The following is a 13,811-nucleotide window of genomic DNA, read 5'->3' as shown; positions in this document are numbered from 1 at the left end:
GATCGGCCGCCACGCACCGTCTTGTTGCGCACGGGGGGCTATTGCAGCTGGAGCTCTTGCCGCCATTGTGCCGCCAATGCTCAATGACCGCACGTGCGAGGTTGACAGGCGTGGGGATCGACCGAAGCAAAGGCAACCGCCAAATGATGCCTTTCCAGCGGGAGTTTCGGCGCTAGGTTCGCCCATCGTGACGACTGCGCGGGCTCTCTGAAGACATGTCATTCCCCGACCTTCTCCTGACCTTCAATGCCGGCTCATCGACTGTGAAGATCGGGGTCTTCTCAATTGATGACGCCGGGGCACGACGCCTCGGCAAGGGCGTCATCGATCTCCGCGCCGAGCCGCTCTCGCTTGACCTGACCAAGGGATCGCAGACATTCGACATGCCGCTGAAGGCGGAGGTGACGGACGATCTGCACGGAGTCATCGACGAGACCTTCACGCGTCTCGCCGATCATTTCGATATGGCGGCCGCAGCCGCGGCCGGCCACCGCGTCGTCCATGGCGGCGAGCGCTTCACGAGCGCCGTCGCGCTTGATGACGCCGCCACCGATGGGATCGAAGCGCTGATCCCGCTCGCACCCCTGCACCAACCGCAAGCGCTGCGCTTCATCCGCGCGCTCCGCCATCTGAAGCCACATCTTGTCCAGACAGCCTCCTTCGACACGGCCTTCCATGCCACGCAGGACGATCTCGTGCGCCGCCTCGCCATACCCCGTTCCCTGCATGAGGAGGGCATCAAGCGTTACGGCTTCCACGGACTTTCCTACAAGTTCATCGCCAGTGAACTCGCGCGCAAGGCGCCGCATGCGGCAAAGGCTGTGGTCGCCCATCTCGGCAGCGGCGCCAGCCTCTGTGCGATGGAAAACGGCATCAGCCGCGATTGCAGCATGGGCTTTTCCACCCTCGACGGCATCCCGATGGCGACACGCCCGGGCTGGCTCGATCCCGGCGTGATCCTGCATCTGGCAGGAGAGAGAAAACGATCGCTGGGTGAGATCGAGGATCTGCTCTATCAACGCTCAGGCCTGCTCGGCGTTTCCGGCATCAGCGCCGATACGCGCGATCTGTTGACGGACGGACGGCCGGAAGCGCGCCAGGCGATCGATCTGTTCATCCTGCGCATTGCCGGCGAGATCGGCCGCATGGCGGTAACACTCGGCGGCCTCGATACCGTCGTCTTCACCGCCGGCATTGGCGAGCATCAGCCGGAAATCCGCGCCGGCGTGGCGAAACGCCTGTCCTGGCTCGGCCTTTCGATTGATGAAAAGGCCAACGCCGCCCACAGATTCACGATCAGCACCGGGGAAAGCCGCATGGCCGCCCATGTCGTTGCCACGGACGAAGAACAGGTGATCGCCGACGAGGCGCTGTCCGTTCTCCGCGTCCGCTGATCCAGATCAATGGCGCGCTCGCGCTAACGGCTAGAACTGACGTTGAACGCGTTTTCGAACGGGAGAAGCCCCATGGAAAAGCATGTCTCGACCGCCGCCGCCCTGACCGATGCTGAACTCACCCTGATCGATCGCTACTGGCGGGCGGCCAACTATCTGTCGGTCGGCCAGATCTACCTGCTTGCCAATCCGCTGCTGCGCGAGCCGCTGCAGTCAGAGCACATCAAGCCCCGCCTGCTCGGCCACTGGGGCACGACACCCGGCCTCAACTTCATCTATGCGCATCTGAACCGCCTCATCCGCGCCCGCGATCTCGACATCATCTACATATGCGGCCCCGGTCACGGCGGGCCGGGAATGGTCGCCAACACCTATCTCGAAGGCACCTACAGCGAAATCTATCCCGATATTACCGAAGACGCCGAAGGGATGCGCCGGCTCTTCCGCCAATTTTCCTTTCCGGGCGGCATTCCGAGCCATGCGGCGCCGGAAACACCGGGATCGATCCACGAGGGCGGCGAACTCGGCTACGCCCTCGTCCATGCCTATGGCGCCGCCTTCGACAACCCCGACCTCACCATCGCCTGCGTCGTCGGAGACGGCGAGGCCGAAACCGGGCCGCTCGCCGCCAGCTGGCATTCCAACAAGTTCCTCAATCCCGCCCGCGACGGCGCCGTTCTGCCGATCCTGCATCTGAACGGCTACAAGATCGCTAATCCGACCATTCTCGGCCGGGCCGGTGACGACGAGCTCAAACGTCTTTTCGAAGGCTACGGCTACGAGCCGTTTTTCGTCGACGGCCATGAGCCGCGCGACATGCATCAACAGATGGCTGCGACGCTGGATCAGCTCTTCGACCGCATCCGTGGGATTCAGGAGCAAGCCCGCAGCGGCAAGGCTGCGGCGGGCTGCCCGCGCTGGCCAATGATCGTGCTGCGCAGCCCCAAGGGCTGGACCGGTCCGAAAGAGGTCGACGGCAAGAAGGTGGAAGGTTTCTGGCGAGCCCACCAGGTGCCGGTCTCCAACTGCCGCGAGAATGAGGGCCATCGCAGGATTCTCGAGGACTGGATGCAAAGCTACGATCCCGAAGATCTGTTCGATGCCGACGGCCGGCTGAAAACCGACCTGCGGGCGCTGGCCCCCGTCGGCAAACGCCGCATGGGCGCCAATCCGCATGCCAATGGCGGCTTGTTGCGCCGGGAGCTCGATGTTCCCGCCATAGGCGACTATGCGGTTGACGTCGGCAGGCGCGGCAGCGTCGCCGCCCAATCGACCGAGATCCTCGGCCATTACCTGCGCGATACGATGAAGCTCAACGCGGAGGCGGCAAACTTCCGCATTTTCGGTCCCGACGAGACGGAGTCGAACCGCCTCGGCAGCGTCTTCGAGGTCACCAACCGCGTGTGGATGGAGGATATCGAACCATATGATATCCATCTCTCCCGCGATGGACGCGTCGTAGAGGTGCTTTCCGAACATCTCTGCCAGGGATGGCTGGAGGGTTATCTGCTGACCGGGCGGCACGGCCTCTTTTCCTGCTATGAGGCCTTCATCCACATCATCGATTCCATGTTCAACCAGCACGCCAAATGGCTGAAGGTGACGCGCGAGATCGAATGGCGCAAACCGATCTCATCGCTGAACTACCTGCTGACCTCGCATGTCTGGCGCCAGGACCATAACGGCTTCAGCCACCAGGATCCGGGGTTCGTCGATCTCGTCGCCAACAAGAAGGCCGACGTCGTCCGCATCTACCTGCCGCCGGATGCCAATACCCTGCTCTGGGTCGGCGATCATTGCCTGCGCACCTATGACCGCATCAACGTCATCGTCGCCGGCAAGCAGCCGGAGCCGCAATGGCTGTCGATGGACGAGGCGGTGAAACATTGCGAAGCCGGCATCGGTATCTGGCACTGGGCAAGCAACGAGGAGGACACGATCTCGCCCGATCTCGTCATGGCCTGCGCCGGCGATGTCCCGACGATGGAAACGCTCGCCGCCGTCGATCTCCTGCGCAAGGCCATTCCAGAGCTGAAGATCCGCACTGTCAATGTCGTCGACCTCCTGGCGCTGCAATCCAGTGACCAGCATCCGCATGGCCTTTCCGACGAGGCCTTCGACGCGATCTTCACCACCGACAAGCCGGTCATTTTCGCCTATCACGGCTATCCCTATCTCATTCATCGTCTGACCTATAAGCGGGCCAACCACGAGAACATCCACGTCCGCGGCTTTGTCGAGGAGGGAACGACGACCACGCCATTCGACATGACCGTGCTCAACCAACTCGACCGCTACCATCTCGCCATCGAAGCCATCGAGCGCGTGCCGGGCCTGAAGGAGAAGGCGAAAGACGCGCTTGCCGCCTTCCACGGCAAGCTCGCGGAGCATCACGACTATGTCAGGGAATACGGCAAGGACATGCCGGAGGTGCGGGACTGGACGTGGCCGGCGGCGTGAGCCATTCGCGACTGACGCGCGCGATGTGAGATGACCGAATGCCCTATGGCCGGTCAAGCCGAGCTTTTTCGTTCATCCGCCAAATCCGCGGCGTTTCGCCGGTATATTTCAGGAAGAAACGCGAGAAATAGGCGGGATCGACAAAGCCGAGGCGAAATCCTATCTCCTGAACGCTGCCGATGGTAAAGACGAGCTGGCGCTTCGCCTCTTCGATCAGTTTCCCGGCGATCAGTTCATGCGGGGTGTTTCCCGTCATCGAGCGAACGATACGGGTGAGATGCGTCGACGAAATGCCAAGTTCCCTGGCGTAGAAGGAAGCCGGCCTGTGCGATCGAAAATGCCGCTGGATCAGTTCGTCCAGCATCTCCATCCGCCGCTCGTTCTCATTTGACGGAAGCTCCTGCGCATATCCTTCATGGGAAATCCGCGCCGTCAGCCGCAACGCCAACCCGACATAGGCGGCCAAGACCTCGTTGCGGCCACCGCGGCGGTTTTCGAATTCGTCGCCGAGCCGCCTCAGCGTCTGCATGACATAGGCAGCCTCGGCATTTCCGGGATCGAGCGGCGTCAGATGCGGCATCGCCAGCCACTCGCCGAGATGGCTTCGCTCGCCGGGCGGGTGGCTGAGATGGGACCTCAATATAGTGATCACGAGGCCGTCGATATCACGTGAGAAGCGAAAGCCGTGATCGAGCCCAGGGGGAACCGTGATGACCGCCGGCGGACGGATGGCATGGCTCCTCTTGCTGAAGATCGCATCGCCCGAGCCGGCTTCGATGTATAATATCTGAAAGAAGCTCTCGTGGCGATGAAGCCGAATCTCCCATTGATGCAGGCTGCTGCGGGAGCGGATTGTTTCGCAATGCAACCAGAATTCCGGTGACCGCCCGATGTTTTCGCCGTAGAGTTCGTAGGTCGGTATGTGTCTGCTCATCGGCTCCCTCCTGCGCCAATGTTCGATTAGTGCAATTTTTAGGCTGGAATGTCCATTGTGGCGATCCGGCCAGCGCGGCAGAATCTGACAAAACGCAAAAATGCAAGGGAGGAAGCATTTGCGAACCCAGGTCGCCATCATCGGTTCGGGACCATCCGGCCTGCTGCTCGGCCAACTTCTGACCGAAGCTGGAATCGACAACGTCATCCTCGACCGCGTGAGCAAGGACTATATCCTCGGCCGCGTCCGCGCCGGCGTTCTCGAGGAAGGCACTGTCGGGCTGCTGGATGAAGCCAAGGCTGGAGCGAGGCTGCATGCCGAAGGCCTGCCGCATGACGGCTTCTCGCTCGCCTTCGACGGACGCGATCATCGCATCGACCTTCACGAATTGACCGGCGGCAGGCGTGTGACCGTCTATGGACAGACCGAGGTGACGCGCGATCTCATGGAGCGGCGGGAAGCTTGTGGCGCCCTTTCGATCTATGACGCCGCCGATGTGGCTCCGCATGCTATCGACGCTGGCTCGCCCTTCGTCACCTACCGGAAGGATGGCATCAGCCACCGCATCGATTGCGATTTCATCGCCGGCTGCGACGGCTTTCATGGAATAAGCCGCAGAGCCGTTCCCGAACGGGCGATCCGAAGTTTCGAGAAGGTCTATCCCTTCGGCTGGCTGGGCCTGCTTGCCGACGTGGCGCCCGTCAGCCATGAACTGATCTACGCCAACCACCCGAGGGGCTTCGCGCTCTGTTCGATGCGCTCGGCCAGGCGCAGCCGTTACTATATCCAGTGCCCGCTCGACGCGAAGATCGAAGACTGGAGCGACGAGCGCTTCTGGGACGAGTTGAGACGGCGCCTACCGGCTCATCACGCCGAGGCATTGAGGACCGCCCCATCCTTCGAAAAATCGATCGCGCCGTTGCGCTCCTTCGTCACCGAGCCCATGCGTTTCGGCCGGCTCTTCCTCGTCGGCGACGCCGCCCATATCGTGCCGCCGACCGGCGCCAAGGGGCTGAACCTTGCAGCAAGCGATGTCCATTACCTCTTCCGCGGGCTCCTCGAACATTACCGCGAAGGTTCCGACAGCGGCATCGACGCTTATTCGCAGACGGCGCTCGCCCGCGTGTGGAAAGCCGTGCGGTTTTCCTGGTGGATGACGACGATGATGCACCGGTTCCCCGATACAGGCGATTTCGATCAGAAGATCCAGGAAGCCGAACTCGACTATCTCACGCATTCTCGTGCAGCCTCCACGGTGCTCGCGGAAAACTACGTGGGATTGCCGTTCTGACACGAAGATTGCGGGATGAAAGCTGCGATACGCCGGTGAACAGCGAGAGTCGGGACGATACAGAACCATAACCGGCAAATCATGTGTTTGGGGATTTATTTCATTTTACATCACCATTTCGCATGACAAGCTAACCTGAAATTCAATACGGCGCTGGAGTACGCCGAAAAGGGAGAGAGAAGAATGAGGAAGCTGTTTCTGGCCGCCGCTGCGGCAATCCTTATGGGCACCAGCGCCTGTGCCGACACCATCAAGGTCGGCGTCATCGGGCCGTTCTCCGGCCCCTTCGCGCTCCAGGGCAAGAACTTCAAGGCCGGCATCGACGCCTATATGGCTGTCAACGGCAACAAGGTCGGCAGCGACACGGTCGAGATCGTCTACCGCGACGTGCCGCAGGCCGATCCGGCTCAATCCAAGGCGCTGGCGCAGGAACTGATCGTCAAGGAAAAGGTCCAGTATCTCGCCGGCTTCTATTTCACCCCCGACGCCATGGCGGTGACGCCGATCCTGAAGCAGGGCAACGTGCCGATGGTCATCATGAACGCCGCCACCTCGGCGATCGTCACCAAGAGCCCGCTTGTCGTACGCACCTCGTTTACAACATGGCAGACCTCGACGCCGATCGCCAAGGTTGCCTTCGACACCGGCGTCAAGAAGGTGATTTCGGTCGTCAGCGATTACGGCCCGGGTATCGACGCCGAGAATGCGTTTAAGGCCGGTTTCGAGAAGGCCGGCGGTCAGGTGGTCGAGGCGATCCGCATGCCGCTCGCGACCAACGACTTCAGCCCGATTATGCAGCGCATCAAGGATTCCGGCGCCGAGGGCGTCTTCGCCTTCCTGCCATCGGGCCCGACGACGCTTGGCTTCGTCAAGGCTTATAACGAGAACGGCTTGAAGGCCGCCGGCATCAAGTTCTTCGCGCCTGGCGATCTGACGCAGGAATCCGATCTGCCGGCGCTCGGCGACGCCGCACTCGGCATCAAGACGACCTTCCACTATGCCGTGTCGCACGACTCGCCCGAGAACAAGGCTTTTGTCGAGGCTGCCGCCAAGGCGATCGGCAACAAGGCCGAAATCTCCTTCCCTGCGGTCAGCGCCTATGACGGCATGTATGTCATCTACAAGATGATCGAGGCGACGGGCGGCAAGCAGGACGCCGAGAAAGCGGTCGACGCGGTCAAGGGCCTTGCGTGGGTGAGCCCGCGCGGCCCGGTCTCGATCGATCCGGAAAGCCGGCATATTACTCAGAACATCTATCTGCGCGAAGTCGCCAAGGCCGATGACGGGACGTACTTCAACAAGGAGATCCAGACGTTCGAGAAACAGAGCGACCCGGGCCTTGCGGCGGCCAAGTAAGATTGCGGCATCCGGACCGGCGGCGGGGTCTCGCGCATCGCGGCCGCCGCATCGAAGTAAGGTAACTTCATGCAGACAGTCTTCAGCATCGCCGTCGACGCCTTTGCCTATGGCATGGCGCTCTTCGTGATCTCGATCGGCCTTTCCGTGACCATGGGGCTGATGCGTGTCGTCAACCTGGCTCATGGCGCCTTCGCCATGATCGGAGGCTACATCGCCTCCTATGCCGCCCGTGACCTCGGTCTTAGTTATGCTGTCGCAGTCGTCGCGGCCGTCGTCGTCACGATCATCATCGCAATTCCGCTCGAGCGTTTTCTCTACCGCCGGATCTATGGCGCCCCTGAACTGACCCAGGTGCTGATGACAATCGGCATCACTTTCTGCGTCATCGGCATCGCGAACTACGTGATGGGACCGACGCTGAAGACGATACCGCTTGCCGGCACCTTGCAGGGATCGGCCGATCTCGGATTCCGCACCATTCCCGTGCACCGGCTTTTCGTCATCTTCTGCGGCCTCGCCGTTGCGCTCGCCCTGTGGTTCGCGATCGAGCGAACGAGCTTCGGGGTCAAGCTGCGCGCCTCCGTCGACGATGCGGCGATGGCTGCCGCACTCGGCGTGCGCACAGAGATCATCTATGCGGTGAGCTTTGCCGTTGCCGTCGGGCTTGCCGCCTTCGGCGGCGTGGTCGGCGCCGAACTCCTGCCGGTCGAGCCCTATTATGCGCTGCGTTACATGGTGACCTTCCTCGTCGTCGTCTCCGTCGGCGGCGCCGGCTCCATTCCGGGCGCGCTGATTGCCTGCCTGCTGCTTGGCGCCATCGATACGACGGGACGCTATCTGATGCCGGAATTCGGGGAATTCTTCTTCTATCTCGCCGTGATCGCCATCATCTGCATCTTCCCGCGCGGCCTTGCCGGAAGGATGAAATAGGATGACGCTCGTCATGAACAACGAAACCGAACGCCTCCGGCATCGGCGCGCAGTGAATGCCGATCTTCTCGGAGTAGCGGCCATCACGGCCATCGCCGCGATCGGCTATTTCGCCTTACCCGACAATCTGGCGCTTCTGACGCGGATGATCACGATCGCCCTGCTCGTCCTGTCGCTCGATCTCGTGACCGGTTATTGCGGCGTCGCAACGCTCGGCCATGCCGCGCTCTTCGGCTCCGGCGCCTATGCCGCCGGGATCCTGTCGGCGCATTACGGCATCAACGACCCGCTGCTGATGATGCTTGCCGGCATAACAGGGGGCGCGGTTGCCGGGCTGCTCTGCGGCGCGATCATCCTGCGCGCGCATGGGCTGCCGCAACTCGTGCTGTCGATTGCGCTCATCCACCTCTTCCATGAATTTGCCAACAAGGCCTCCTCCTGGACGGGAGGCAGCGACGGGCTTTCCGGCATTGCGCCGGACCCGATATTCGGCATTTTCGAATTCGATCTCTACGGCCATACCGCCTTCTTCTTCGGAACGACACTGCTCGTCATCGTCTTCATGCTGCTGCGATTGCTGGTTCGCTCACCCTTCGGCATGCTCTGCCGCGGCATCCGGCAAGACCCGCTGCGCATCCGCGCCATGGGCGGCTCGCCGAAGGCCGCTCTCATCAAGATGTACGTGATCTCAGGCGCCGTTGCCGGCGTCGGCGGCGCGCTGAATGCGATCTCGACCCAGGTCGTCGGGCTCGACAGCCTGTCCTTCACGCAATCGGCCGAAGCGCTTGTCATGCTCGTGCTCGGCGGCACCGGTTCCCTGTTCGGCGCGCTCTCCGGCACCGTCATCTTCATGTTCTTCGAGGATTATGTCTCGGCCGCCAACCCCTTTCACTGGCTGACCATGGTCGGCGCCCTGCTGATCGCCGTCGTGCTGTTTGCGCCGAAAGGCCTCTACGGAACGGCCGCCGCCTTGATCTGCCGCCGGAAGGAGACGCGCGCATGAGCCCGGTCTTCGAAGTAACCAATCTCAGGAAAGCCTTCGGCGGCCTTGCCGTCACCAATGATGTCTCGCTGGCAATGGCGCCCGGCGACCGCATCGCGCTGATCGGCCCGAACGGCGCCGGCAAGACCACCTTCGTCAACCTCGTCACCGGCAATCTCTCCCCCGATTCCGGCGAGGTTCGCCTCGGCGGCGAGGCGGTGACGAAGGTGGATGCGATCGGCAGGGTCAAACGCGGCCTCGTCCGATCCTTTCAGGTGACGCGGCTTTTTCAGGATATGACGCCCGCCGAACATGTGGGGCTCGCCGTCCTTCAGCGTGACGGAAAGACCCGCAAGATGTTCGGGAATTTCCTCGCCATGCCCGACGTCATGGCGGAGGTCGACGATCTCCTGGGTAAACTCGGGCTGGCCTCGCTGATGCATCGCAGAGTCAGCGAGATCGCCTATGGCCAGCAGCGGCTCCTCGAAATCGCCGTGGCGCTGGCGCTGAGGCCGAAGGTGCTGCTGCTCGACGAGCCTGCGGCCGGCGTGCCGCAAAGCGATACCGGCCGAATCGAACAGGCGCTGGCCGACCTTCCCGCCGATCTCGCCGTCCTGATGATCGAACACGACATGGACCTCGTCTTCCGTTTTGCCAAGCGCGTCATCGTGCTGGCGGCCGGCGCGATCATCTTCGACGGCCTGCCGGCCGATGTCACCAAGGATGCCCGCGTGCGCGAGGCCTATCTCGGGAGCTATGCCAATGCCAGCCCTGTCGCTTGAGGTTGAAAACCTGTCGGCCGGATACGGGCCGACGCGGGTGCTCGAAGGCATCTCCTTCACCGTGCCGGCAGGCGCCCGTCTAGCCGTGCTCGGCCGTAACGGCATGGGCAAGACCACGCTCCTGGCAACGCTTGCCGGCCAGACCAGGCGGTATCAAGGCCAGATCCACCTCGGTGGTTCGGATGTCACCGCAGCACCGAGCGCAATGCGCGCCCATAGGGGCCTCGGCTATGTGCCTCAGACGCGCTGCGTCTTTCCCACGCTGACGGTCGAAGAGAACCTTTTCGTCGGTCTGAAGGCGCGGCCGAAGACGGCGCTGGAGGAAGCCTATGCCATGTTCCCGCGCCTGAAGGAGCGCCGCCGAAACCTCGGCAACCAGCTCTCCGGCGGCGAGCAGCAGATGCTTTCAACAGCCCGCACCATTCTCGGCCGCCCGTCCGTTCTGCTGCTCGACGAACCGCTCGAGGGCCTAGCGCCTGTCATTTGCGAGGAACTGATGGCTGCCTTCGCCGATCTCGCCAAGAAGGGCGATATGACCATCCTTCTTGTCGAACAGCGCATCCAGAGCGCGCTCGATTTCGCCGATCACGTCATCATCCTCGAACGCGGCCGACTGGCCTGGACAGGCACGCCGGAACGCCTGTCGAGAGATCATCAAACGGTCGAAAGCCTGCTCGGGGTCGGCGGCTTGCACTGACGCCTGGAGCTAGTACTGAGCCCGTTGGAGGCAGAGCCAGCGGCATTGCCGGTGGATCCAAAGCGCCCCCCAGGATTGGTTTGAGGTCCCCCAGCAGCGAATCAGTATATCGTCATGACCATGTCATCATTGACCCACCATTATTCTCCGGAAAAGACGGGTTGTCCGCGAGAAACCAAGAGATCGCCTCAAGAGGCGATGAACATCATGAGCGAACGAAGCGCCGTGATCGCAAGGCATGCCAAAAAATCTTGGCGATAGACAGGGTCGGTGCCGGTTGGATCTCTTTATCTGGATATTTGTTCAGCAGGCGATTTAGATCTGCTGGAATTAAACAGGTAGAGTTGATCTGACGCTCCTTCAATTTTCGTTGCCAGACACCAGATAGGGTTGCATAGTCACATAGCACATTAGCCGGGAGGTAGAAATGGCAAACCACAAACCATTCGCGGGCAATGTATACCTGCCTGTTTTCAATCTCGACGATCCGATCAGCGGCGATGTTCTCGAAAACTCCTACGATACCGACGGAGATTCGGTGCGCCTGAATTTCGTCAACGGGCAGCGCATCAAGCAGCCGGCCGATCCTGAAGGCCAGCCGACAAAGACCATCATCGAAGGAAAATACGGCACACTCACCATTTTTTCCGACGGGACGTACACCTACGCCCTCGATCACTCCAAGCCGGAGGTCGCCGCCCTCGGGCCGGGAGATCAGCTCGTCGAGAAGTTCACTTTCAAGATATCCGACGGCAAAGGCGCCACCGATGTCGGTGCGTTCAGTATCGCAATCGATCTGCCGGAACGCGGCGACGTCTTCGTCAATTTCGAGGATGTCGGCCAAAGCGACTTTCCCACCGGCTACAAAGGCTTCGATTGGGGCGCCTGGCGAGACGGCGACGACGCGACAGTGCGCGAGGACGCCGACGGCAACCACTACCTGGGTGGGGGCGTCTTCTGGACCCCCATCTATTCAGCGGATGGCGGCCCCTTCCAGATCAAGCAGTTCGAAGTTGCCAACGGAACATCGAACTATGACAACGTCCTGACGATCGAAGGGCAGCTGAACGGCAACATCGTCTTCTCCACAACCGTGACCATAACCGCCGACAGCATCGATAATCCCCAGCTGATCGACCTCAGCGCCTACGGCGATATCGATTACCTCCTGCTCGACAGCGAACCGATCGTCACGGAAAACAGCGGTCCCGATTATTTCGGCGCGCAATACGACAGTTTCTACTTTGTCGTTTGAGGGATAGAGAGAAGCGTCGCATCACGAAAACTTTGCATCTTTCCGGCGCACCGCAGCGGCATCCGGTAGCAATTTCTTGCGATAGCTGATCGACCTGCACCCTGCTAGCTTTCGATCGTGCGGAGGAGCACGATCATGCTGGGATGGAGGAAATGATGCAGCCAGTCGGGATCAAGTTAGCGGCGGTCATGTTTTCGCTGGCCGCATGGGCCGTTATCATCGCTGCCGCATCCCATCTTTGGGCGATGAAGATGCCGATATTGCATTTGGCGCTCTACAGATAGAGCTGTCCTCGGCGCACCTGACACCCCCCACTCTCCTCGAGTACGCCGCCGATCCGATCGCGGATATTTCCGTGCTGACCTGCAGATCATGCTTCGGCGGGCAGCTTTGCGGCTGCGCAACGCCGGATCAATCGCCCTCGACGACGACTTGAGGCGATTCGTAATCTATGCAGTGAATTGGTGCTGACGCGCTAGGACGCGATCAGGTATGTCGTACGGGAGTGGATGAAGTAGAACACCTATCTGCCGATGTATGAGCTGGACGCAATGGCGAAGGGGATGGGGAAGCTTGATGGGCCAAATGACCATTGGTCAGGACTTGCACGGGATATCTTCATGGCGAAGCCCATTGCCGGTACTCCGCTTAATCCTGCTCTGCGGCTGGGTCTCTTTGATGGCAGGGATTTTACTATGGTCACTCCATCCGATCGCCTACGACAGTTGGCACATCACCCCTGTCCTTATTAGTTTGTTGTGGTTTTCGGGTCCGCTTTTGGCTTTTGCCATTTCGGCCGGTGCACTTATTCTGGATCAACCGGCTTCTCGCCTAATGAAGCGAGCCGCCGCTGTGCACTTCGGGGTAAGTCTGGCTGTTGGCCTAGTGGTATTGTTGACAGATCAGTTTGGTCCCGCCATCTGGTTGTTGCTGGCTGCGCTGGTCGATCTGCCGATCCTTGCGCTCGCGCCAGGCCGGATCGATAGCCAGAGAGCGGTCAAACTGCTACACATGGTGGTTGTGTCGTCGGTTGCAGGACCTATTGCCGCCCTCTTTCTTTGGTCCGCCCTCAACATCAAGATTGTGGAGTGGCGTGCACTCGCGGTCTCCGGTTCACATCCCTATTGCGTGCAGGTGCCCAAGGATTATCTCGGGCAGTACAAGGCAGTAACCCGACGGGCTGAATTGGGGGGGTTGAGGATGCGGACACCGTTTACAAATGGCGGTGGTTCCACTGACTACCAGTTCGCGTTTCACGCAGTGCTCGTGGTCAGGCATGATGAGGGGGACCGGTTGTACAACTGGACCTACTTCGCCCAAAGCTTCGTCCCCGTCTCCGACAGTGCGATAAAAGGACTCACTCTTCGTGCTGATTGCGAGCCAATGGTTGCTTTCTTCGACGCGCTTTATCGTTAGGGATTGTCATCGAATTGTAGCAAACGCCCGGAACAGCTCGAACCCCGCGTTTGAGGTCATCGCCTCCGCCGCTGGAGGGAAATTACCGGACCGGAATTGTCGGCTGTTGAAGTGGTAGCGGAGGAGGGATTTGAACCCCCGACACAAGGATTATGATTCCTCTGCTCTGACCTACTGAGCTACTCCGCCACTGGTCAAACGATACCTGCTCGCGAAGCGCTGCGGGCTCGTGGGATGAGCGGCTTATAAGGTGCGCTTCGGCTTTGTGTCAAGCGCAGGATGGAGAAAAACGCTGAGCTTTGCCGCCCATC

Annotated in this window: 11 protein-coding genes, 1 tRNA gene and 1 pseudogene; 11 read left to right on the top strand and 2 right to left on the bottom strand. The window is 60.9% G+C overall.

Annotated features, from left to right (window positions below; all coding sequences use genetic code 11):
* The first annotated feature begins 215 nt into the window (after window positions 1-215).
* Window positions 216-1,394: an acetate/propionate family kinase gene (locus J7U39_RS01570; protein ID WP_210629959.1), complete on the top strand. Its 1,179-nt coding sequence runs from the start codon at window positions 216-218 to the stop codon at window positions 1,392-1,394.
* A 72-nt stretch (window positions 1,395-1,466) separates the two neighbouring features.
* Window positions 1,467-3,854: a phosphoketolase family protein gene (locus J7U39_RS01565; protein WP_210629958.1), complete on the top strand. Its 2,388-nt coding sequence runs from the start codon at window positions 1,467-1,469 to the stop codon at window positions 3,852-3,854.
* A 43-nt stretch (window positions 3,855-3,897) separates the two neighbouring features.
* Here the strand turns inward: J7U39_RS01565 and J7U39_RS01560 are convergent, their stop codons facing one another.
* Window positions 3,898-4,788 (bottom strand): helix-turn-helix domain-containing protein, encoded by an 891-nt coding sequence (locus J7U39_RS01560; protein WP_210629957.1) that lies wholly within the window; start codon window positions 4,786-4,788, stop codon window positions 3,898-3,900.
* A 118-nt stretch (window positions 4,789-4,906) separates the two neighbouring features.
* On the opposite strand from J7U39_RS01560, the gene pobA reads away from it, so the two are divergent.
* The 9 genes and pseudogenes from pobA (at window position 4,907) to J7U39_RS01520 (ending at window position 13,500) form a co-directional block, all read left to right on the top strand.
* Window positions 4,907-6,079, top strand: coding sequence for a 4-hydroxybenzoate 3-monooxygenase (gene pobA, locus J7U39_RS01555; RefSeq protein WP_210629956.1), 1,173 nt, complete (start codon window positions 4,907-4,909; stop codon window positions 6,077-6,079).
* A gap of 183 nt (window positions 6,080-6,262) precedes the next feature.
* The gene (locus tag J7U39_RS01550; protein ID WP_210629955.1) at window positions 6,263-7,435 is read left to right on the top strand and encodes an ABC transporter substrate-binding protein; all 1,173 of its coding nucleotides are present in this window, start codon (window positions 6,263-6,265) and stop codon (window positions 7,433-7,435) included.
* 69 nt (window positions 7,436-7,504) lie between these two features.
* A complete protein-coding gene (locus J7U39_RS01545; RefSeq protein WP_210629954.1) occupies window positions 7,505-8,368 on the top strand; it encodes a branched-chain amino acid ABC transporter permease in 864 nt (287 codons plus the stop codon).
* A 1-nt stretch (window position 8,369) separates the two neighbouring features.
* Entirely contained in the window at window positions 8,370-9,371 is a 1,002-nt protein-coding gene (locus J7U39_RS01540; protein WP_210629953.1) for a branched-chain amino acid ABC transporter permease, read from the top strand.
* A complete protein-coding gene (locus J7U39_RS01535) occupies window positions 9,368-10,132 on the top strand; it encodes an ABC transporter ATP-binding protein (protein ID WP_085779309.1) in 765 nt (254 codons plus the stop codon). Before J7U39_RS01540 ends, J7U39_RS01535 begins: the two co-directional genes overlap by 4 nt.
* On the top strand, window positions 10,113-10,829 hold the full coding sequence (locus J7U39_RS01530; protein WP_210629952.1) for an ABC transporter ATP-binding protein: 717 nt from the start codon (window positions 10,113-10,115) through the stop codon (window positions 10,827-10,829). Before J7U39_RS01535 ends, J7U39_RS01530 begins: the two co-directional genes overlap by 20 nt.
* A 427-nt stretch (window positions 10,830-11,256) precedes the next feature.
* Window positions 11,257-12,084, top strand: a complete 828-nt coding sequence (locus J7U39_RS01525; RefSeq protein WP_210629951.1) for a VCBS domain-containing protein — start codon at window positions 11,257-11,259, stop codon at window positions 12,082-12,084.
* A gap of 301 nt (window positions 12,085-12,385) precedes the next feature.
* Window positions 12,386-12,602 (top strand): annotated as a pseudogene (locus J7U39_RS31645) (CopG family transcriptional regulator).
* A gap of 58 nt (window positions 12,603-12,660) precedes the next feature.
* On the top strand, window positions 12,661-13,500 hold the full coding sequence (locus J7U39_RS01520) for a hypothetical protein (protein ID WP_210629950.1): 840 nt from the start codon (window positions 12,661-12,663) through the stop codon (window positions 13,498-13,500).
* Window positions 13,501-13,612: 112 nt separating this feature from the next.
* Here J7U39_RS01520 and J7U39_RS01515 read toward each other — a convergent pair.
* Window positions 13,613-13,689, bottom strand: a tRNA-Met gene (locus J7U39_RS01515).
* Between the last annotated feature and the right edge of the window lie 122 nt (window positions 13,690-13,811).

It is taken from the genome of Rhizobium sp. NLR16a, assembly GCF_017948245.1.
Classification (GTDB): Bacteria; Pseudomonadota; Alphaproteobacteria; order Rhizobiales; family Rhizobiaceae; genus Rhizobium.
This window is presented reverse-complemented; position numbering and strand designations above follow the sequence as displayed.